Consider the following 20,362-nt stretch of genomic DNA (forward strand, 5'->3'; position numbering starts at 1 on the left):
TTGCTACCATGTCTCGGAATATCCCGCAGAAGCCCATCCCAGTTATCGAGGTCACTGCCCGTGACCTGCCGCTGCACTGTCCGACGAAAGGTGCACCGCTCTGGGCCAGGCACCCGCGCGTCTTTCTCGACGTCACGCACAGCGGCGAAGTCATCTGCCCCTATTGCAGCGCCCACTATGTCTTCACGGGTGAATTGCCCAAGGGGCACCACTGATCGTCGGCAGCCCGGCTAGCCCGGTGAAGTGCCGACCATGAAAGCCCTGATCGTCGCCCCGTCGTGGATCGGCGACACGGTGTTGGCACAACCGCTGTTCATGCGGCTGCACGAACAAACCCCCGGCCTGCAACTCGACGCGCTCGCGCCCCGCTGGGTGGCGCCAGCCCTTGAACGTATGACGGAGATCGCAGAGATTGTCGACAGCCCCTTCGCGCACGGCGAGTTGTCGCTCAGAGCGCGCCACCGGCTGGCCCGCCAACTGGCGCCTTGCGGCTACCAGCGAGCCTACGTGCTGCCCAATTCGCTCAAGTCGGCGCTGATCCCGTTTCTGGCCGACATTCCCGAACGTATCGGCTTCGTCGGCGAAAGCCGCTACGGATTGATCAACCACCGGCATAGGCTGAACGAGGCGCTGCTGCCGCAGATGAGCGAACGCTTCGCGCAACTCGCCGAGAGCCCCGGAGGGTCACTGACCAGACCCCTGCCCCGGCCACGCATCACTTCCAGCAGCAGGCAGCGCGCCGCCACGCTGGCTGCCCTCGGCGTCGATCTACCCTCCAGGCTGGCGGTCTTCTGCCCCGGCGCTGAATACGGCCCGGCCAAGCGCTGGCCGGCACGGCATTTCGCGACGCTGGCCAATGCGCTGGCCGAGAGAAACTACGCGGTCTGGCTGCTGGGCTCAGCCAAGGACCGGGCCATCGGCGACGAGATCGTCGCTCTGGCGAGCCCGGCTGCGCTACCGCTGAATCTCTGTGGTGCCACTTCGCTGCCCCAGGCGATCGACCTCCTGGCCGCAGCCTCGCTCGTCGTGTGCAACGACTCCGGCCTGATGCACGTTGCCGCTGCCCTTGACCGGCCACTGGTGGCGGTCTATGGCTCCTCATCGCCGGGCTTCACGCCGCCGCTCTCGGAGCGCGCGAAGATCATCAGTCTTGAACTCGACTGCAGCCCCTGCTTCAAGCGTGAATGTCCGCTGGGCCATCTCGACTGCCTGAACAAACTCGACCCGCAGCGCGTTTTGGACGCCTGCCTGAGCGGGGTGCCCGCATGATCGTTGTCTTTGCCACCCCCGAGGATGTCGAGACAAGCTTCTACGAAGCCATCGCGCGTGCCGATCTGGCTGCCCTGATGAGCGTCTGGGCCGACGACGAAGACATTGTCTGCATCCACCCAACCGGCCAGCGCCTGACCGGCGCGGCAGCCATCCGCGACAGTTGGCGAGCTATCTTCGCCAACAACCCGCGCCTGACGGTGCGCCTGTCGCGCGCCGTTCGCTGGAGCGGCATGCTGTTGGCGGTGCACAGCGTCGTCGAAACGCTCTACATCGGTGGCGAACTCCGGCCGCACGGCCCAATGCTGGCCACCAACGTCTTCCAGCGCGGCGCCAGTGGCTGGCGGCTGCTCTCGCATCACTCGTCAACGGCCGCCGACAAGGACGTTGCCGAGGCCCCGGCGAGTAGCGAAAGCGACGGGAAAACGATACGGACACTGCATTGAGGCTTGCCCGAGCGGGAATGTCGGCTTCCTCACCGGAGCCTGCCAGGGCGACTCGACTGGCTGCCGCAGCGCATTCTTCGCTATTTTCAGCACGAGGTATGACATGAACGCTCCTTTGCCCGCAGAAATCTTCAAAGCCTATGATATTCGCGGCATCGTCGGCCAGACGCTGACCGCCGACAGCGTCCGGCGGATCGGACACGGTATCGGTTCGCTGGCCCTTGATCGCGGCCAGCGCGCGATTGCCGTCGGCCGTGACGGGCGCCTCTCGGGACCTGAGCTGGCAGCGGCGCTGATGGCAGGAATCAGGATGGCCGGCATCGACACCATCGATGTCGGTTGCGTGCCGACGCCGGTGGTCTACTTCGCTGCACACCAACTGGGCTGCCACAGTTGCGTTGCCGTCACCGGGAGCCACAACCCCCCCGACTACAACGGCCTGAAGATGGTCATCGGCGGCGAGACACTCGCCGGTGAGGCGATTCAGGCGATCCGCCAGCGCGTCGACCGCGGCGCCCTGAGCAGCGGCAGCGGCCAGGCAAACAGCGCCGACGTCCGCCAGGCCTACCTCGCCCGCATCGTCGGCGACGTCCGCCTGGCACGCCCGATGAAGATCGTCATCGACTGCGGCAACGGCGTTGCCGGCGGCATTGCCCCGGAACTCTTTCGTGCGCTCGGCTGTGAGCTGGTCGAACTCTTCTGCGAAGTCGACGGCCACTTCCCGAATCACCACCCCGACCCGTCGAAACCTGAAAACCTCCAGGACGTGATCCGCGCGCTGCGTGCGACCGATGCTGAACTTGGCCTTGCCTTCGACGGTGATGGCGACCGCCTCGGCGTGGTCACCAGGGACGGCGAGATCATCTACCCGGATCGTCAACTGATGCTTTTTGCCGCCGACGTGCTCAGCCGCTGCCCCGGCCAGCAGATCATCTACGACGTCAAGTGCACGCGCCTGCTGGCGCCCTGGATTCGCCAGCACGGCGGCGAGCCGCTGATGTGGAAAACCGGCCACGCACTGGTCAAGGCCAAGCTCAGGGAAACCGGCTCGCCGCTGGCCGGCGAAATGAGCGGCCACGTGTTTTTCAAGGAGCGCTGGTTCGGCTTCGACGACGGCCTCTACGCCGGCGCCCGGCTGCTCGAGATCCTGTCGCGCGCAGGCGACGCGAATGCGGCGCTCAAGGCGCTGCCCGACAGCAGTTCAACGCCCGAGCTGAACATCAGCATGAAGGAAGGCGAGCCCCTGGCGCTGATCGAGGATCTGCGGCGCGACGCGCACTTCGAGGGTGCACGCGAGATCATCACCATCGACGGCTTGCGCGTCGAATATGCCGATGGTTTCGGGCTGGCGCGATCATCGAATACCACGCCGGTGGTCGTGCTGCGCTTCGAGGCCGACGACCACGCTGCCCTCGACCGCATCCAGGCCGATTTTCGGCGGGTTCTCGAAGCAGCGCGACCCGGCCTGGCGCTGCCCTTCTAAGGCTTTGAATCCTTGCCCCGGACGACCGCCAGACATGGCCGGCAGCGATGACTGATCAGTTTCTCGCCAACGCCTTCCTCTTCCGCCAGCCGATCCTGAACCGGAAACAGGAACTCGCCGGCTATCAGTTGTCGTTTCGCGGCAGCGAAAAGGGCGCTGCCGACGGCCGCAATTGCCGCGGTGACAGCGCCCCGCTGTGCGCCGCTTACTCCGAGCTGGGCATGCGCAGCGCGCTGGGCAACACCTGTGCATTCATCGGCATCGATGCCGATTTCCTGCATCAGGAGTCGATCGAACTGCTGCCGCCCGAGGGCGTCGTCCTCGAACTGCTGCTCGACGGACTACCCGACAAGGAAACCCTGACGCGCTGCAGCAAGCTGCGCGAGCGCGGCTATGCGCTTGCTCTGACCGACTACCGGGGTATCGACGCGCGCAGCCGGCTGCTGCTGCCAATGGTCGAGGTGATCACGATCGACCTCCACGCGGCCGGCGAAGACCAACTCCTTGACCTGGCCGGATCGCTGCGGCACCTGCCGATCAAGCTTCTGGCCCAGGAGGTAGATAGCCACGAGCAGATGCAACGTTGCCAAAGCCTGGGCTTCGCGCTTTTTCAGGGTCGCTACTTCGCTTTGGCCGAAATCGTCAGCGGTCGTCGCCTGTCGGCCTCACAGGCCGCCCTGATACGCTTGATCAACCTCGTCGGGCGCGACCTGGAAACGGCAGTGATCGAGGATGCTTTCAAGCACGAACCGGCGCTGACCCTCAACCTGCTGCGCGTGGTCAACGCGGTCGGCCGCCGCGGTAGCCGCTTCGCACAACCGGTGACCTCGCTGCGCCACGCAATCACCCTGCTCGGGCGGCGCCAATTGCAGCGCTGGCTGTCTCTACTGCTGCTGGCACCGACCAGCGGCACCTTCGACCCGGCCCGCTCGCCCTTGCTGCAGGTTGCCGCCCTGCGCGGACGGATGATGGAACTGCTGGTCGATGCCGCTCAGCCACGAGACCACAAGCTGGCCGATCTGGCATTTCTCACCGGCATCCTGTCGATGATGCCGCTGGCCCTCGGCCTGCCGATTGAAGAAATCATCGACCAGATTGCCGTCGAACGCGAAGTCCGGAGCGCACTTTGCCGGCACGAAGGTCTGCTCGGCACGGCCCTGGCGCTGCTCGAACGTTTCGACGGCGACGATGCAGCGGGCTGTGATGAGCTGTTGTCGGCACTCCCCGGCCGCTTCGACCGCCAGGCACTGAATACCTGCCTAAGCGTCGCTCTACGCTGGTTGAACTGCGCCAGCGCGTGAATCCAGGCTAGAACATATCCATATTCACGCACAGCCGGTTGCCGCCGGTTTCGCGCGCGCTGGCGAGCAGTGACTGGACGCGCTCGATCAGCGCCCCGGCGTCCTCGCCGGTGTATTCGGTCACTCCGCCGCTGATCGTCAGCCAGGGCTCGTGGATGTGCGAATCGTTTGCCTCGCTCGAATCCATCAAATGACTCGCTTCAACGGCTTCACGTAAACGCTCCAGCCCCACCATGGCCTCATTGACACGCACATTGGGCAGGATCAGCAGGAACTGATCCTCGCCGAACCGGCCGATCATGTCGAACTCACGCAGGCTCCCGGCCAGCAGTCGGCCCAGGTCGGCGAGCAACTGCTGGCGAGCTTGCCCTGCGTCCGCTATCCCTCCCCCGGACGAGTTGTCGATGGCCAGCAAGGAGAGGGCGAAAGGTGTGCCGTAACGCTGAGCACGGCGACTCTCGTCATCGAGCAGGAGGAGAATATGGCGCTGGTTGAAAACCCCGGTGAGCGGGTCGTGCGTGGGCAGTTGGCAGCCTTCGCTCGCCAGGCGCGTGTCCCGAGTCAGGTCGGCAAGCGTCACTAGAACACGCCGCAGGCTGCCGTCGTCGGCAAAGACCGGAAAGGCACTGGCCTTGTACCAGGTACTTGACCGCGACTGCTCGTGCCTGATCCCGATGGCGCGCTGGCGCAGCGGTTCGTGAGTCATCACGACCTGCATTTCGGGGCGTTCTTGGTCGGCCAGGGGGCGCCCATTTTCGTCCTCCCACAGGGTCGGCGTCGAGCCGAGAAAGACGCCGGCCTGCGTATTGCTCTGTTGCAGCGCTCCGTTGGCAGCGAAGACGAGGAGCCCGATGCTCAGGCTGTCGAGCAACTCGGCATAACGCCCTATTTCTGCGTCATCGGCACGCAGATCGACGAGCGGCAGGCGGTTTTGGCTATTGAGCATCAGTGGGAGCGCACGGAAGGACCTCGGAATCTTAGCCCAGAACTCGGCGAGACAGCCGCCGAAAGAGCATCTCATACAAATCATGAATGCCGCCCGGCGTGTTGCCGGGGCGGCGTTCAGGCGGCCGCCAGCGCCTGTTCCAGATCGGCGATCAGATCATCAATATGTTCGATACCGATCGACAGCCGAATCATTTCCTCGGAGACGCCCGCCCTGGCCAGTTCGGCCGCCGCCAGTTGGCGGTGGGTGGTCGACGCCGGGTGGCAGGCGAGCGACTTGCTGTCGCCGATGTTGACCAGCCGGGTGAACAGCCCTAGCGCGTCCTGGAAGCGCGCACCGGCTACCGATCCGCTGCAGTCGGTCCCTTTGACGCCAAAGGTGAGAATGCCGGAAGCCTTGCCGCCCATGTACTTCTGCACCAGGGCGTGGTCCGCATGGTCAGCCAGCCCGGCGTAATTGACCCAGGCAACCTTGGCGTGGCCCTGCAGATAGGTGGCAATTCTTTCCGTGTTGCTGCAGATGCGGTCCATGCGCAGCGGTAGCGTCTCCAGCCCCTGCAGGATCAGGAAGGCGTTGAACGGCGAGATCGCGGCACCCATGTTGCGCAGCGGCACCACACGAGCACGCCCGATGTACGCCGCCGGACCCAGCGCTTCGGTGTACACGACGCCGTGGTAGGAAACGTCAGGCTCGTTGAGGCGCTTGAATTTCACTTTGTGTTCGGCCCAGGGAAAACGGCCGCTATCGACGATCATGCCGCCGATCGAGTTGCCGTGACCGCCAATGTACTTGGTCAGCGAGTGGACGACGATGTCGGCACCGTGTTCGAACGGGCGGCACAGGTAAGGCGAGGGAACGGTGTTGTCGACGATCAGCGGCACGCCGTGCCGGTGCGCGATCTCGGCGAGTTTCTCGAAGTCGGTGACGTTGCCCAGCGGATTACCGACCGATTCGCAGAAGAGCGCCTTGGTCTGGCCATCGATCAGCTTCTCGAAGCTTGCCGGATCGGCGTGGTTGGCAAAGCGGGTGTTGATGCCGTACTGCGGCAGCGTGTGGGCGAAGAGGTTGTAGGTGCCACCGTAGAGAGTCGACGCCGAGACGATGTTGTCGCCCGCTTCGGCGATCGTCTGGATGGCGTAGGTGATCGCCGCCTGTCCGCTGGCCAGGGCCAGCCCGCCGATGCCGCCTTCGAGCGCGGCAACGCGCTTCTCGAGGACATCCTGCGTCGGGTTCATGATCCGCGTGTAGATGTTGCCGGCCACCTTGAGGTCGAACAGGTCAGCCCCGTGCTGCGTGCTGTCGAAGGCATACGAGGTGGTCTGGTAGATCGGTACGGCGACTGCCTTGGTCGTCGGTTCCGGGCTGTAGCCGGCGTGGACGGCGAGCGTTTCAAGTTTCATGCAGCATCTCCCTGGTTGGTTGGCGCGGTGTTGGCAACGGGTAGCGTCCGATCAGGACAAGTGTGGCAGCCCGAGATACGCGCGCGAACGCATCTCGGTCAGCCGACTGGCGGTGCGAAAGAATTCGCTGGCCTGCGTGCCCTGTGTGTAAAGCCCTTCCGGAGCACAGTCGGCGGTGGCAATCAGCTTGACTTTGTGATCATAAAAGACGTCGACCAGCCAGGTGAAGCGCCGCGCCTCGGATGACATGCTGGCCGACATCTTTGGAATCTCCGACAACAGCACCGTATGATAGCTCCGCGCCAGTTCGAGGTAGTCGTTCTGCGAGCGGGGGCCGGCGCACAATCCCTTGAAATCGAACCAGATGACGCCGTGGCCTCGGCGCAGCGTCGGGATCTCGCGGCCAAGAACCGCGACGCTGCCGGCCGACTCGCCCTCGCCGCCGGCCATGGCGGCGAAGTAGTCGGCCATTTTCAGCTCGGCAGCGGCGTCGGCCGGAGAGTGGAAGATCTCGACCTGTTCGAGCGTCCGCAGCCGGTAGTCGACACCGGCATCGATCTCCAGCACGTCAAGCCGTGACTTGATCAGGGCGATCGTCGGCAGGAAGGCCTCGCGCTGCAGGCCGTTCGGATAGAGCTTCTCGGGCGGGTAATTGGACGTCATCACGAACACCACTCCTCTGGCAAAAAGCGCTTCGAGCAAGCGGCCGAGGATCATCGCATCGGCAATGTCCGAGACATGAAACTCGTCGAAGCACAGCAGGCGTACCGCGCTGGCGATGCGCTCGGCAACGCGGAGCAGCGGATCGCTCTCGCCCTTCAGTTCGTTCAACTGACGATGCACATCGTGCATGAAGGCATGAAAATGAACCCGACGCTTGCGACGGTAAGGTACGGAGTCGAAAAAGCAGTCCATCAGGAAGCTCTTGCCGCGCCCTACCCCACCCCAGAAATAGACGCCACGCGGCAGTTCCGGAGGAGCAAAGAAGCGGCGCAGGGTGCTGCGACGGCCGACCTTGAACGACAGCAGCGCATAGTACAGCCGCTGCAGACGCTCGGCGGCCGTGCGCTGCGCGGCGTCGGCCGTGAAATGACGCGCCGCAAGTACGCCCTCGTAGGCGTCGAGCATGCCACGCTCGGGAACCCGGAGAATTCTGTGAGGCATCAGTTTCCTTCCTGTGCTCGGGGGAGATTCCTGGCCATTCGACCGGCGGGCGGGCAGGCAGATCGAAAACATCGCCTGCATCGCGCCACCCACGGCCGGTCGCAACGATGCCGACATTCTAAACCATCGCTGGCGTGACTGACATCGTTGGGGTGAGCAACGAACGCCAACGAGCTGGGCGCCTGAGGTCAGTCCAACGACGCCTGCAGCACCGCAGGGAGCGGCAACAGACTGACGCCCGAGGCCAGCAGCGAAGCACGAATGGCAGTCGCCACGGCAAGCGCCTGTGGTCCGTCGCCGTGCACGCAGATGCTGTGAAACTCAGTACGGATCAGCCGCCCGCTGGCGGTGACGATGCCACCCGCGGCGACCATGCGCGCGACATGGGTGACACATTCGTCGGCGTTGTGCAAAACTGCACCCAACTGGCTGCGCGGGACCAGGCGACCCGCGTCGGTATACGTCCGGTCAGCGAATACCTCGGCCGCCACCGTCAACCCCGCCGCCTCACCGGCCTGCGCGAGCTTCGACAAGGCGGGCGCCAGCAGGATGAGCGCCGGGTCATAAGCGCAAATGGCCGACACCACGCTGCTCGCCAGCGCCGCATCCTCGCAGGCCATGTTGTTCAGCGCGCCGTGCGGCTTGACGTGCGTCAATCGCCCACCTTCGGCTTGCGCCATACCGTTCAGCGCGCCGATCTGATAGATCAGCATCGCTTCCAGGTCGGCGGGAGGTAATTGCATGGCCCGCCGCCCGAAGCCCTGCAGGTCGGGAAACGACGGATGCGCGCCCAGGCTGACACCGGCAGCGAGCGCCTGGCGAACCGTACGGCGCATGACCAGCGGATCGCCGGCATGGAAGCCGCAGGCGATGTTGGCGGCGCCGACGATGCGCAGCAACTCGGCGTCACTGCCCATCTCCCAGGCGCCAAAGCTTTCGCCGAGATCAGCGTTGAGATTGATCCTGCGCGCCATCATTCCTCCCGCAGTGAAATGTCGATCGGCGCCACCGCGCCGTCCACCGCCCGCGCATCGACGACGCCGCTGACCAGATTGGCGACGTAGATCGCCTGCAGATCGACACCCCCCGGTTCCGCAAGCGGACCGATGTCGGCGATCATCGCGCGTAGCGCCGCCTCCCTCACCCGCGCCGCCAACTCGGCGGCAGCCACCGAGATCGCGGTAAAGCGGACTCGCTGCCCCGGCGCCATCACCGCCAGCCGCGGCAGGTCGGCCGAGATCACCGTCGCGATCTTCGGATAGCCGCCGGCGGTCTGACCGTCGGCAAGGAGAACGATCGGCAGCCCCTGGCCCGGCACCTGAATCGAGCCAGGGACGGTCGCATCGGAGGTGATCTCGGCGCCCTTGTCGGGACGATGCCTGAGCAACGGGCCATCGAGTCGCATTCCCATGCGATCGGCTGCCGGTGAAACCTGGTAAGCCGCACTGAGAAAATGTTCGATCGACGGGGCATCGAAGTAATCGTCCTGCGGCCCCAAGACAACGCGAATCGGCGCAGCTTCCACAGGCGGCAAGGTGCGCAGCGTGCGCAAAATCCTCTCTCCGCCGCTGTACGCCACCACGGACAGGCGTGCGCCGGCCGCCAGCAAGCGGCCGTCCAGGCCACCGAGGCCGGCACGGGCGTAGGTCGACGCGCTGCCCAACACCCGCGGCACACGGATGCCCGCCAGGGCGAGATAGCCCACCCGGCACTGTACCGGCATCCCGCAGCGCAGCGTCTCGCCCGGCGCCAGCATCAGGCTGCGCCAGGAGTCTACGCGGCGCGGCTCGCCGGCGCCGACCACCTCGGCCGAGAAATGACCTGAAAATGCGAGGTGCACCGGCGATGCCAGGGCGCGAACAGACAAACCGCCGGCCAGGAATTCGATCGCCGGCGCATCCTGGGCGTTGCCCAGCAAGGCATTGGCCAGGCGTAGCCAGCCGGGCTCCAGCGCTCCGGCGCGCGGCACGCCCAGTCTGCGCAAGCCCGGGCGACCCAGATCCTGGATCGAGGCCATTGCCCCAGCGCTGACGATTTCGAGCAAAGCGCTCATCGCACGGTCTGATCACCGCCGACCAGGAAGGAGATCGGCGGCAACGGCGACCTGCGCGTCGTCTCCTGCTCGGCGACCAGCGACGCGTACTCGGCCTCGCCGACCGCGCGAAAGCTGACGCGGTCGCCGGGCAGCAGCAGCGCCGCCTGCTGCCAGGCGGCAGAGAACAGCGGCACCGGACAGGCACCGATCAGATGCCAGCCGCCAGGGCTCGGCCAGGGGTAGATCGCGGTCAGCGTGCCGGCCGTCGCCACACTGCCGGCCGGGACACGCAGGCGCGGCTCGCTGCGGCGCGGCCTGGAAAGCACGGCCGGCAGATCGCCCATGAAGGCAAAACCGGGCAGAAAACCAAGCATGTAGACCTCGTAGGTACAGCTCGCATGCAAGCGAATCACCTCGGCCGGCGGCAGACCACAGGCGACCGCCAGGTCCGCCAGATCAGGTCCGCAGCCGGCGATCTGGTCGCCATAGCAGACCGGCAGTTGCCACTGCCGACCCACACGCCTGCTGGCCCCTGCGGACGACGAAATGGCGGCGCGGATTGCCGGTTCGATTTCCGCCCGCGAGGTGAGCAGAGGATCGTAGATGACCGTCAGAGAACGGAAGGTGGGCACCGTTTCGACGACGCCATGCAGGCCACCCTTGCCTATCGCCTGCGCCAGGGCCTCGTCGAGCGCGGCCACCGTAGCCAGCAAGCGGCGATCGACGCGGTCGCCAAACTCGATGGTCAGCGCCGTATCGCCAGCGTTGAGGATGCGAAACGTCATGCCACCTTGCCTCCACCCGTAGCTTGGGGTGAGGAACGAACCCCAACATTGTCCATGCGGAATGACATTGGTCTTCCTTGGTCACCCCGGCCGACGACGATCCTGAGTCCGACAGCCGCCTAGCCTCGAATCGCCTCCGCCCAGCAATTGGGTGTTTCGTAGAGACGCAAGCGCTCGAGACACAAGTGATTGGCGTAGGTATCACGATAGACGGCATCGAGAATCGCGAACGCTCTCTGAGCCAGGTTTTCGGCGGTCGGCACGCAATCGAGCAGGACCGTCTTGTGCGCCGGCAGCGAGGCGAGAAAAGCGACGATCGGCGAATCACCCTCCCAGACCAGGAAGGCGTGATCCCATACATCGACCAGGTGCTGCCTGGCCAGTGCCTTGACTTCCGAAAAATCCATCACCATCCCGTTGGCCGGGTCGCCCGCCTGCCGGATGATGTCGCCGGCAAGCGTAATCTCGAGCGCATAGCGATGACCGTGCAAATGACGGCACTGGCTCCTGTGGTCGGGAATGCGGTGGCCGGCGTCGAACTCGAGGCGGCGGGTGATAAGCATCGGAAATGGGCGCGAAAGTGAGCGTCGATTATAGCACTGCCGTTCCTGGCTCTCCCGAGCACAAAGCGGCGCCGGACGATTCACTCGCCGACGGTGATCGGCAGCGGCGCCATCTCCTTGTAAAGCAGCGGCAGCGGCGGCTTTTGCGAGAGAGTAATGATCCGTGTTCCCGGCGGATAGATCAGGTGGTAGCACAGGAACATGTGCGCCTCCTCGCTGCCGAGAAGCAACTCCCACAAGGCCGTATAGCCGGGATGGCCGAGAACCTCCACTTCCTGGTAGTCGTGCCGGTTGAGCCGCACTGAGCGCTGGCGAAATTCCAGTTCAGGCTTCTTCGGGCCGAGCAGTTCGTGCATCAGGATGCGCCGAACCTCGGGCAGGACGATCATGCCAACGCAGTCTGCGCCCACCAGCCACTCGACCGCCCGGCCTTCGCCGCCGGGGTCCGGCAGATGGTCGCCGAAAGCCTGGCACCAACGCGGAAAGTAGGCCGTGTAGCGGCGAATGATCTTTTCCATGGCCTCCCGTACCTAGTGATCGCGCAACGCACGTTCAATGAGACTGCTCACCACGTCGGTATCCGAAACGAAACCCTGCAGCTCGTTGTTATCGATGACCAGCACTCGCTTTACCGAATACTCGATCATCAGCCGCGCCAGATAGCGGATTTCCAGGTGCTGTGAAACCTGCAGAGCGGGTTTCTGGGCGATGTCGTAGACATTGAGCAGGTCGATGTCGCCATCCTCGGCGATCACCGCTTTGGCGACGTCGCGATAGGCGATCAGCCCGTAGGCGTCGCCAGAATGGCGCTTCTCGACGACCAGCGAGCGGACGCCGCGCTCCTTCATCGTCATCAGCGCCTCGCGCACAGTGGCCATTGGGCTGATAGTGACGACATCCTTCTTCATGATTCCGGCAACCAACATGGCAAGAACTCCTTCAGGCAATGATTGTGGTTGGCTACTCGACAGCGGACTCTCGGCTGATGGCCGAAGGTGGCTCACAGATCCTCTTCGACTTCGCGGCGAAATGCCTGCATCTGTGCCAGGCCGATGCCGACGACGCTGCCCAGCGGCAGCGAAAGAGCGAGACCACCGCCCGGCTCGTCGAGCTTCATCTCGATCTTGACCGCCCGCAGGATGCGCATCGACAGTTGCTTCTCGGCGATGCACAACAGCACCGACTCCTTGCGCTCGAGACCAAGACCGAGAAAGGTCTTGCGCTCATTGTGGCGCAGACCCTTGCCCTTGAGAATCGTCAGACCGGTAGCGCCGGCCTGCTTGAGAATGCCCACCGCGCGATTCTCGTCCTCGTCCGGGACGATCAGCACCACAGCAGAAAACTTCATCGTGTTTTCTCCTTCACAGGTTTCCTCGACATCAGCCAGGTAGCGAGGATGCCATAAGACATGACGATCATCATCGGCAACAGCGAGGCAAAAGCGATCAGGCCGAAGCCGTCGATCATCGGGTCGCGGCCCGGCGTGTTTTCAGCCAGGCCAACGCCGAGCGCAGTGACCAGCGGCACGGTCACCGTCGAGGTCGTCACGCCACCGCAGTCGAAGGCGATCGGCACGATGAAGCGCGGCGCCACCCGGGTCATGGCGATCACCAGCAGGTAACCGGGGATCAGCCAGTAAGCAATGTTGATGCCGTCGACGATGCGCGCGCAGCCGATGACGATGCCGATGCCGACACCGACCGAGACCAGGGAACGCAACCAGAGACCGTTGAGTTGCCCGAGGCTGACCTCGTCGGCCTTGATCGACAGCGCGATCAGCGCCGGCTCGGCCATCGTGGTGGCAAAACCGATCAGGAAGCCGTAGAGGTAGAGCACCCACAGGGTAACGCCGTGGCGCATCAGGCCGCGGGTCATCTCGTCACCGAGCGGGAAGAGCCCGACCTCCAGCCCTTCGTCGAACAGATACAGGCCGACCGCAACGAACAGCATGCCGACCGCCAGACCACGCGGATCGGCGAGCGGCCGCCGCAGGATGACGAAACTCGAAAAGAGGACCACCGCGATGATCGGCAACAGATTTCTGACCACGATCAAGAAATCGATCAGCATCGCCCAGCCCGCATACTGGTGCTGATCGTCGGTCGGCATCATCGCCACCGCGGTGCCCGCCGCCGCCGGAACAAAGAAGACGATGCCGTAAATCTGGATGATGATCATCGGCGCCAGCGCGCCGAAGGCGATCAGACCGAAGCCGTCGAGCATCGGATTACGGCCGCGGATCGTCGTCGCCAGGCCAACGCCGAGAGCGGTCAGCAGCGGCGCGGTGACCGTCGAGGCGACGACACCGCCCGAATCGAAAGCCAGGCCAACCAGTTGCGGCGGCGAGAACACGGTCAGCGTGACGACGATCAGGTAGCCAGGAATCAGGTAGTTGGCAATCGACTGCCCGAGGACGATACGCCACACCCCGACCATCACTGCCAGGCCTACACCGAGCGCGGCGACCATGCGCAGAGTCAGCGCGCCCATGCTGCCGCCGGAGACCGCCTCGGCCTTGTAGGCCACGGCCATCAGCGCCGGTTCGGCGACCACCGAGGCGAAACTGATGCAGAAGGCAAAAAACATCAGCCAGAAAAACGAGCCGCGGCGGGCAAAATCGAAAGCCATCGTCTCGCCAGCAGGAAAGATCGCGGCGTCGAGTCCCTTGACGAACAGCGCCAGGCCCACGAGGACGGCGGCAAAGCCGCCGATCAGCGCGGCCGGGCTATCCGGCAGGCGCTGGATGAAAAAAGCCTGAAAGATGACGACCACGATCAGCGTTGGTGCCAGGTCTCTCGCCGCCTCGCGCAGGAGCTCGCCGACGATGCGCAGCAGCGAACCCATGCCGTGCCCTAAGCCCCGACGGCCGACCGCGCGAGGAGGCTCGGCGACAGGAAGGGAAGCTGGCCAGCGGTGGTCATCGGTTCTGGAAAGAAATTGGTGACACTGAGGCGAATCATGCCGTAGATCGGCCGGCGCGACAAGCCTGGGCCTTGATTCAGTCGTGCGGCATGAACCCGCAGTTTTTCCTGACCCGCCTCATCGACACGCGCTATAGCCGTAGCATAATGTAGTATGGATGAGTTTTCCTCGCCTTGACTTTCGGCGATGCCCTTGCGCCTGGGCGGATAGTCACGCTTTGGGGCCAGGGTGACAAACCGGGAAGGAACCGACGACTCGATGTTCAATTCGATCCAGATTTTCGGCATGGCGCTTCTCGGCGGCCTCAGTGCGGGCGAGCTTTCGCGTCGAGTGTTGGCTTTGCCACGAACAAGCGGCTACGTCGTCTTTGGACTGCTGCTCGGCAAGAGCGGACTGGGGTGGATTGCGCCGTACCACATCGAATCCAACCAGATCTTCATCGATCTGGGATTGGGACTGATCCTCTTCCAATTGGGCTATGAGGTTCCACCGGTGGCCGTCAGCGAAGGATGGAACCGACTGCGCGCGGGGGTATTGGTCTCCCTGACCACAGTATCATCCATAGTCCTGGCGCTCCTGGCCCTGGAGTTTTCCGTCAGTTCCGCAATTTTTGCGGCAACCCTTTGCCTGGCCACGTCGCCAGCGATCACGATTGCGACCTGTAGCGACGTCGGCGCGAAAGGAGACAAGACTGGCGTGCTGCTAACGATGGTGGCGATCAATGGTTGTGTAGCCTTTGCTGCCTCGGCGTGGTCAATGGTCTTCTTGGTTGACGACGAAGGCATCCGCAGCCTTGCCGGCGTCTGGAAAGCGAGCCAGGAAATCGGTGGAGCGGCGGTGCTCGGTGGTGCTTGCGCCGGGCTCGTATTGCTGGCTGCTCAAGTCCTGGGGCGGCGACCGGAACATCAGCACCTGTTGATTCTGGGCACCATCGTGCTCGGCGTTGGAACCGCGATCTACCTGGATATTTCGGTATATCTGCCCATGTTACTCTTCGGTTACATGACGCGAACCTGTGATCGAGGCAAGCAGGTCGTTGCCATCCGGATTGCCAGTGATGCCCGGATCTTTCTCGTCGCCACTTTCGTTCTTGCCGGTGCCGCCCTCGACATCGGCGAGCTGTTCGAGTACTGGCAGGAAGCCTTGCTGGTCGTGGCAGCCCGTTTCGCCGGGCAAATGGCGGGCGTTTTCGGGAATCGGAATCGCCTCCGTCTGAGCGCTGAATCGTCGATTTACCTGTCAATTGGTCTGCAACCGATGTCGAGCATTGCACTGGTTCTACTCGCCAGCATGCAGACGCTATACTCAGGTCTTGAGCCCAGATTGACAGGCACCTTGCTGGCGACGATTCTTCTCATGCAGCTACTTGGCCCCTTGGCAACCCAGACAGCGATCAAGGGTTTCGGCGAGGCAACCAGCTTACAATCGAACGTTCGGCAAGAGAAAGACCAATAACCGGCAGTTCCATACATGGAGACAAGAATACAAAATGAGCAGACGCCCCTTACGTATCGGTCTCTCCGCACGCATCTACCACCCAATGGTCGGCGCCACGGGTTTGCAGTCGAAATCCCTCCAGTATCTCGAGCAGTCCGTGGCGCACTGGGTGATGTCCCGCGACGTGATGGTGTTCATGGTTCCGGCAGTCAGTGGCGACGCCATGGTCCATCGCAGCAGCATCCGGCTTTCGGACTATCCGGAGTATCTGGATGGGCTGATTCTGCAAGGCGGCGCCGACATCAACCCGCAAAGCTACGGCGAGGAACCGTCGCATCCCGACTGGGCCGGCGATCGGGTTCGCGACGCCTACGAGATGGAACTGCTGCACGAATTCATGGAAGCCGGAAAAGCGGTGCTGGGCATCTGTCGCGGCGCCCAACTGATCAACGTGGCGCTTGGCGGGACGCTTTATCAGGACATCGCGACGCAGATCGCGACGGCGGGGGCGCACGTTCATGCCGACTACGATCGACACAGCCATGCGATCGAATGGGCAGACAAGTCCGGCTTGGCGAGGCTTTATCCGGGCGCGCCCGGCGGACGGGTGGTCTCGATTCATCATCAGGCGATCAAGGCACTGGGTCGGGACCTGCGGGTCGAGGCGCGCAGCACGGAGGACCAGGTCATCGAGGCCATACGCCTGCAAGGCAGACCCTATGTCGTCGGCCTGCAATGGCATCCCGAGTTCCATCCGCCCGGCAGCGAGGATCTGTTGGACTGCACGCCGATCCTTGACGAATTTCTCGCAGCAGCGCGCGGTCGATTCTGGTAAGCGGATCGGACCGATGCTGAACGATATTCTGTCACCCGCACGGGCCGCCTGGGAAGACTTGCAGGAGCGACTCTTCTTCCTGCCACCTTTCCCCGATGAACTCGATTCGCTGGCCTTGTTCAGCCTGCTGCTGGTCGTCGGTTTGCTGATGGGCGAGTGGTTACGGGCCAATCTCGGCTGGCCAAAAGTCATTGGTTACGTTCTCGCGGGGACACTGTTCGGACCCTCACTGCTCGGCTGGATCAGTCTCGAAGCACTGGCCCAGATACGGCCGATCGCCGATGCCGCACTCGGACTCCTGATGCTCGAGATCGGGCGACGCCTTGATCTGCGCTGGCTAAGCCACAACCGCGCTTTGCTGCGGGCGACGCTTGGCGAAATCACCCTCTCCTTTGCGGCCATTTTCCTCTTTGCGTACGCGGTGGTTGGCCTGATGCCGGCATGGGCCGCTGCCGCTGCGGCAGTGACCATGGCCTCGGCGCCGGCCGTAGTCTTGTTGATCGTCGAGGAATCCAGCGCCCAGGGACAGGTGACCGAACGGGTCATCCTGCACACCGCGCTGAGTGCTGCCGCGTCATTCTTCGTCTTTGCCGTCGTCGTCGGCGTGGTCCATGCAGAATACAGCGACGACTGGCTCAACGCGGTGATTCACCCGCTGTGGGTCGTGGTCGGTGCCTCGATCATTGGCTGGCTGATGGCGCGTCTCGCTCTGCTGATTGCCGCTCTGTTGCCGAAACGCTCGCTGGCGCAGGTCTTCATCCTGGTGGCGTCGGCATTGCTGGCGGTGGGCACCGCCCGCATGTTGGCGGTGCCGGTTTTCCTGACGCTCTTCCTGATGGGCGTGACCCTTTCGTTCAGCGATCAACGGAGAACGCTGAGCTATACCAACCTTCCCGAAGGGCACTGGTTACTGGCCATCATCCTCTTCGTCGTCGTCGGCGCTTCGCTGCCTTGGTCGGACTTCACCTGGCTGATCGGACTGCAGGCCATTGGCATGCTGATCGTTCGGGCGCTGGCCAAGGTGGCTGCCCTGGTCTGGGCGGGCGGCGGGCTGTCCGTCACCAAGCGAGTCATGGTGGGAATCGGGATTCAGCCCCTGTCGGCGACCGCCGTCTTCATGGCCTATGAAGTCGCCAGCCTTTATCCGGAAATCGGCCGCTCGTCGCTGTCGCTGCCGCTGTTTGCAGCGGCCATAATGGAACTCGCCGGCCCTGCCCTCTGCCGATTCGCCCTGGTGCGAGCCGGCGAAACCGCGGCGGTGGACAACAGCAAGGAAGGAGTGGCATGAGCCAGCCAATCGCCGCATTCAGACAGAGCCAGCCACTGACCCTGGGAGTCGAGCTTGAGTTGCAGTTGGTTTCCCTGCGCGATTTCGACCTGACGCGTGGCGCGACGGATCTCCTCGGCAGCATGGACTACGATGGCCGCTTCGGTGAAATAAAGCTTGAAATCACCGAAAGCATGATCGAGGTCAGCACCCTGCCGCGGACAGTCGTCGATGGCATTGCTGCCGACCTTGCTGGCCTGCGACAAACGCTCGTCAGTCAGTGCGCGCGCAACCATATCGCTGTCTGCGGCGGCGGCACGCATCCCTTCCATCGCTGGGCGGAGCGCCGGATCTGTCCAGGTGGTCGCTTCGATGAGATCTACCACCGTTATGGCTACCTGGCCAAGCAATTCACGGTCTTTGGCCAGCACATTCATGTTGGCTGTACGTCGGGTGACGAAGCGATCTGGTTGACGCAAGCCCTGGGACCGTACGTGCCTATTTTCATCGCCTTGTCGGCATCGTCGCCGTTCGTCGATGGCGTCGATACCTTTTTCCAGTCTGCGCGCCTGAATGCCGTCTCGGCCTTCCCCTTGAGCGGCCAATGCCCGGCACTGCGCGACTGGGCAGAGTTCATTGAACACTTTTCCTTTCTGCAGGCCTGCGGCATTGCTCGCAGCATCAAGGACCTCTACTGGGACATTCGTCCCAAGCCCGAATTCGGCACGGTGGAAATTCGCGTCTGCGATACGCCACTGACTGTTGAACGAGCCACGGCGCTGGCGGCACTGGCGCAAAGCCTGGTCCACCATCTCCTGCGGACTCGACCCGTGCTCAGCACCCAACTGCAGCTATATGTCGCACGTTACAACAAGTTCCAGGCCTGCCGCTATGGGTTCGACGCCCAGATCTCTGATCCGGTCAGCCGGCGACAAGTGCCTCTCCGGCAGATCGCGCGTGAATCGTTTCGCCTGCTGGTCGACGATGCGCGCGCGCTTGGCTGCTCGGAATCGTTGGAACTGCTCGCTGCCTCGCTGACCACAGAGATCTCCGACGCCAACTGGCTGCGCCGACGTCAAGCCATGCACAGGAACCTGAACGATGTCGTTCGTGAGGCAGCCATGTGTTTCAGCAACACGGCGAGCACCCACCTCGAAGGGAAGCCACGATGAAGCACTGGCTGGCGCTACTGCCGTTGATCCTGCCTCTGGCGTGGCCAGTGCAGGCAGTGGAACAATGTGTCATCGAGCCAGTCGGCAAGAGCGCAAGAAGCCTTGGACCATGGATCGGCCAGGACAACTGGCTGGCGCCGGAGAACCTGCGCATCGGCTTGCAGTCAGCCGGTAGTTTCATGCCACTGCTGAAAATCACGGGGACCGCATCGCCACAAATCCCGCGTCCGGCGCCGCGACAGCTCGAAATCGACAAAATCAAGGCGATCGACCCGATCGATCAGAAACAGCGCGATATCGGATTCCTGCTCGACACCCGCTTGTATGCCGATGGCCTGCTGGTGTGGCGGCACGGCAAAGTGTTCAGCGAGCGCTACTGGAACGGGCTCACCGCGCAGCAACCGCGCCTGTTGCTTGGCGGTACCCGACCGCTGCTCTCGCTGATGGGGGCCATGGCTATTGCGCAGGGCAAACTCTCGCCCGACAGATCAGTCGTCCGTCAGATCCCGGCCCTTGCTGCTCAAACGGGACTACGCAAGCTTTCGCTTCGACGCCTGCTTGAAGGAGACAGTCGCTTCGACTGGTCGCCACAAGAGTTCAGTGAGTGGCAGGCGGCCGGCGGATGGACCTCCGGCAAGGCCGTCGGGGGAGTTCGGACATGGCTCAACGAGCCGAGCCGCTGGGAAAGGGATTTCTCTGCGGAACCGATGGCCGGCGAAGTCGGCCCTGACGGCGACCTGCTTACCTGGGCACTCGCTGAAGCCTATCGATTGCCGCTGGCGCGGATTTTTTGCGAAGAATTGTTCAGCAAGCTCCGTCCGGAGAGTGCGGCCCTTTGGCTGACCGACGCGCAGGGAACCGAACTGTCCACAGGATTGGCGCTCTCACTGCGCGATTTTGCCCGTTTGGGGCAACTGTTGATCGAGGTCAGGAACAGCGGTCATCGCAGCAGGATTCCGAACTGGTTCATCGAAACCCTGACTGCCTCGGCCGGGCTGCGAACAACGAATGCTCCGGAGCTCTCTGGCCTGAAAAAGGGAAGCGAATTCCGCTATGGTTTTGTACACCTTGGCGGGGCACAGAACCGCATCGCCATTCTTGGTCCGTACGGCAACAGCCTCTACATCGACTTTGATCGCCAACTGGTGATTGCCATTTTTGCTGCCTACCCGAGGAACCACTCTCCCGGCCTGCGAGCTACGCTCGAGCAGGTTTGGGACGCCCTGGGCTCGGCAACGCAAGCGACCGGCAAGCGGTGAGGCGACTGCCCACACTAGGGTACGAAGACTCCCGCCGAGGGCATGTGCAAGACCGGATCACTATGGTTCATCCCGCAC

The 20,362-nt window shown here is 63.5% G+C and carries 22 protein-coding genes; 10 read left to right on the plus strand and 12 right to left on the minus strand.

All coding sequences use genetic code 11. The features are described 5' to 3' along the window. Positions 1–8: 8 nt before the first annotated feature. The 5 genes from ACCAA_RS06210 (at position 9) to ACCAA_RS06230 (ending at position 4,499) form a co-directional block, all read left to right on the plus strand. Positions 9–215, plus strand: a complete 207-nt coding sequence (locus ACCAA_RS06210; protein WP_186406353.1) for a zinc-finger domain-containing protein — start codon at positions 9–11, stop codon at positions 213–215. A gap of 37 nt (positions 216–252) precedes the next feature. Next, the gene (gene waaF / locus ACCAA_RS06215; protein ID WP_186406354.1) at positions 253–1,269 is read left to right on the plus strand and encodes a lipopolysaccharide heptosyltransferase II; all 1,017 of its coding nucleotides are present in this window, start codon (positions 253–255) and stop codon (positions 1,267–1,269) included. Beyond that, positions 1,266–1,715, plus strand: coding sequence for a YybH family protein (locus ACCAA_RS06220; protein WP_186406355.1), 450 nt, complete (start codon positions 1,266–1,268; stop codon positions 1,713–1,715). Before waaF ends, ACCAA_RS06220 begins: the two co-directional genes overlap by 4 nt. Positions 1,716–1,818: 103 nt before the next feature. Continuing rightward, complete coding sequence (locus ACCAA_RS06225) at positions 1,819–3,198, plus strand: phosphomannomutase/phosphoglucomutase (RefSeq protein WP_186406356.1); 1,380 nt, start codon at positions 1,819–1,821, stop codon at positions 3,196–3,198. 47 nt (positions 3,199–3,245) lie between these two features. Beyond that, the gene (locus tag ACCAA_RS06230; RefSeq protein ID WP_186406357.1) at positions 3,246–4,499 is read left to right on the plus strand and encodes an EAL and HDOD domain-containing protein; all 1,254 of its coding nucleotides are present in this window, start codon (positions 3,246–3,248) and stop codon (positions 4,497–4,499) included. 7 nt (positions 4,500–4,506) lie between these two features. Here ACCAA_RS06230 and ACCAA_RS06235 read toward each other — a convergent pair whose 3' ends face one another. From ACCAA_RS06235 to ACCAA_RS06290, 12 genes are all read right to left on the minus strand, one after another. After that, on the minus strand, positions 4,507–5,445 hold the full coding sequence (locus ACCAA_RS06235) for a GGDEF domain-containing protein (RefSeq protein WP_186406358.1): 939 nt from the start codon (positions 5,443–5,445) through the stop codon (positions 4,507–4,509). A 116-nt stretch (positions 5,446–5,561) separates the two neighbouring features. Further along, on the minus strand, positions 5,562–6,845 hold the full coding sequence (locus tag ACCAA_RS06240) for an O-acetylhomoserine aminocarboxypropyltransferase/cysteine synthase family protein (protein ID WP_186406359.1): 1,284 nt from the start codon (positions 6,843–6,845) through the stop codon (positions 5,562–5,564). A 51-nt stretch (positions 6,846–6,896) separates the two neighbouring features. Then, on the minus strand, positions 6,897–8,009 hold the full coding sequence (gene zapE, locus ACCAA_RS06245) for a cell division protein ZapE (RefSeq protein ID WP_186406360.1): 1,113 nt from the start codon (positions 8,007–8,009) through the stop codon (positions 6,897–6,899). Between the two features lie 188 nt (positions 8,010–8,197). Beyond that, positions 8,198–8,983: a LamB/YcsF family protein gene (locus ACCAA_RS06250; RefSeq protein ID WP_186406361.1), complete on the minus strand. Its 786-nt coding sequence runs from the start codon at positions 8,981–8,983 to the stop codon at positions 8,198–8,200. Then, positions 8,983–10,062 carry a 5-oxoprolinase subunit C family protein gene (locus ACCAA_RS06255; RefSeq protein ID WP_186406362.1) on the minus strand — a complete coding sequence of 360 codons (1,080 nt, stop codon included), beginning with the start codon at positions 10,060–10,062 and terminating at the stop codon, positions 8,983–8,985. Before ACCAA_RS06255 ends, ACCAA_RS06250 begins: the two co-directional genes overlap by 1 nt. Next, entirely contained in the window at positions 10,059–10,829 is a 771-nt protein-coding gene (pxpB, locus tag ACCAA_RS06260; RefSeq protein ID WP_186406363.1) for a 5-oxoprolinase subunit PxpB, read from the minus strand. The genes ACCAA_RS06255 and pxpB overlap by 4 nt, the downstream gene beginning before the upstream one ends. 119 nt (positions 10,830–10,948) lie before the next feature. Further along, entirely contained in the window at positions 10,949–11,392 is a 444-nt protein-coding gene (gene queD / locus ACCAA_RS06265) for a 6-carboxytetrahydropterin synthase QueD (RefSeq protein ID WP_186406364.1), read from the minus strand. An 80-nt stretch (positions 11,393–11,472) separates the two neighbouring features. Then, positions 11,473–11,910, minus strand: coding sequence for a hypothetical protein (locus tag ACCAA_RS06270; RefSeq protein WP_186406365.1), 438 nt, complete (start codon positions 11,908–11,910; stop codon positions 11,473–11,475). Between the two features lie 12 nt (positions 11,911–11,922). Then, positions 11,923–12,318 (minus strand): CBS domain-containing protein, encoded by a 396-nt coding sequence (locus tag ACCAA_RS06275; RefSeq protein ID WP_186406366.1) that lies wholly within the window; start codon positions 12,316–12,318, stop codon positions 11,923–11,925. Between the two features lie 74 nt (positions 12,319–12,392). Beyond that, entirely contained in the window at positions 12,393–12,740 is a 348-nt protein-coding gene (locus tag ACCAA_RS06280; protein ID WP_186406367.1) for a transcriptional regulator, read from the minus strand. Further along, entirely contained in the window at positions 12,737–14,236 is a 1,500-nt protein-coding gene (locus ACCAA_RS06285; RefSeq protein WP_186406368.1) for a DUF1538 domain-containing protein, read from the minus strand. Before ACCAA_RS06285 ends, ACCAA_RS06280 begins: the two co-directional genes overlap by 4 nt. Before the next feature lie 8 nt (positions 14,237–14,244). After that, positions 14,245–14,601 carry a hypothetical protein gene (locus tag ACCAA_RS06290; RefSeq protein ID WP_186406369.1) on the minus strand — a complete coding sequence of 119 codons (357 nt, stop codon included), beginning with the start codon at positions 14,599–14,601 and terminating at the stop codon, positions 14,245–14,247. Here ACCAA_RS06290 and ACCAA_RS06295 point away from each other — a divergent pair. Genes ACCAA_RS06295 through ACCAA_RS06315 form a run of 5 tightly spaced genes read left to right on the plus strand, consistent with a single transcriptional unit; the run spans position 14,573 to position 20,284 of the window. After that, positions 14,573–15,769 (plus strand): cation:proton antiporter, encoded by a 1,197-nt coding sequence (locus tag ACCAA_RS06295; protein ID WP_186406370.1) that lies wholly within the window; start codon positions 14,573–14,575, stop codon positions 15,767–15,769. The genes ACCAA_RS06290 and ACCAA_RS06295 overlap by 29 nt on opposite strands. Positions 15,770–15,803: 34 nt before the next feature. Continuing rightward, entirely contained in the window at positions 15,804–16,586 is a 783-nt protein-coding gene (locus tag ACCAA_RS06300) for a gamma-glutamyl-gamma-aminobutyrate hydrolase family protein (RefSeq protein WP_186406371.1), read from the plus strand. 13 nt (positions 16,587–16,599) lie between these two features. Then, positions 16,600–17,874, plus strand: a complete 1,275-nt coding sequence (locus tag ACCAA_RS06305; RefSeq protein ID WP_186406372.1) for a cation:proton antiporter — start codon at positions 16,600–16,602, stop codon at positions 17,872–17,874. Next, positions 17,871–19,025: a YbdK family carboxylate-amine ligase gene (locus ACCAA_RS06310; RefSeq protein WP_186406373.1), complete on the plus strand. Its 1,155-nt coding sequence runs from the start codon at positions 17,871–17,873 to the stop codon at positions 19,023–19,025. The genes ACCAA_RS06305 and ACCAA_RS06310 overlap by 4 nt, the downstream gene beginning before the upstream one ends. Beyond that, complete coding sequence (locus tag ACCAA_RS06315) at positions 19,022–20,284, plus strand: hypothetical protein (protein WP_186406374.1); 1,263 nt, start codon at positions 19,022–19,024, stop codon at positions 20,282–20,284. The genes ACCAA_RS06310 and ACCAA_RS06315 overlap by 4 nt, the downstream gene beginning before the upstream one ends. Positions 20,285–20,362: the final 78 nt, after the last annotated feature.

Source organism: Candidatus Accumulibacter aalborgensis (assembly GCF_900089955.1).
In the GTDB taxonomy this organism is placed as follows: Bacteria; Pseudomonadota; Gammaproteobacteria; order Burkholderiales; family Rhodocyclaceae; genus Accumulibacter; species Accumulibacter aalborgensis.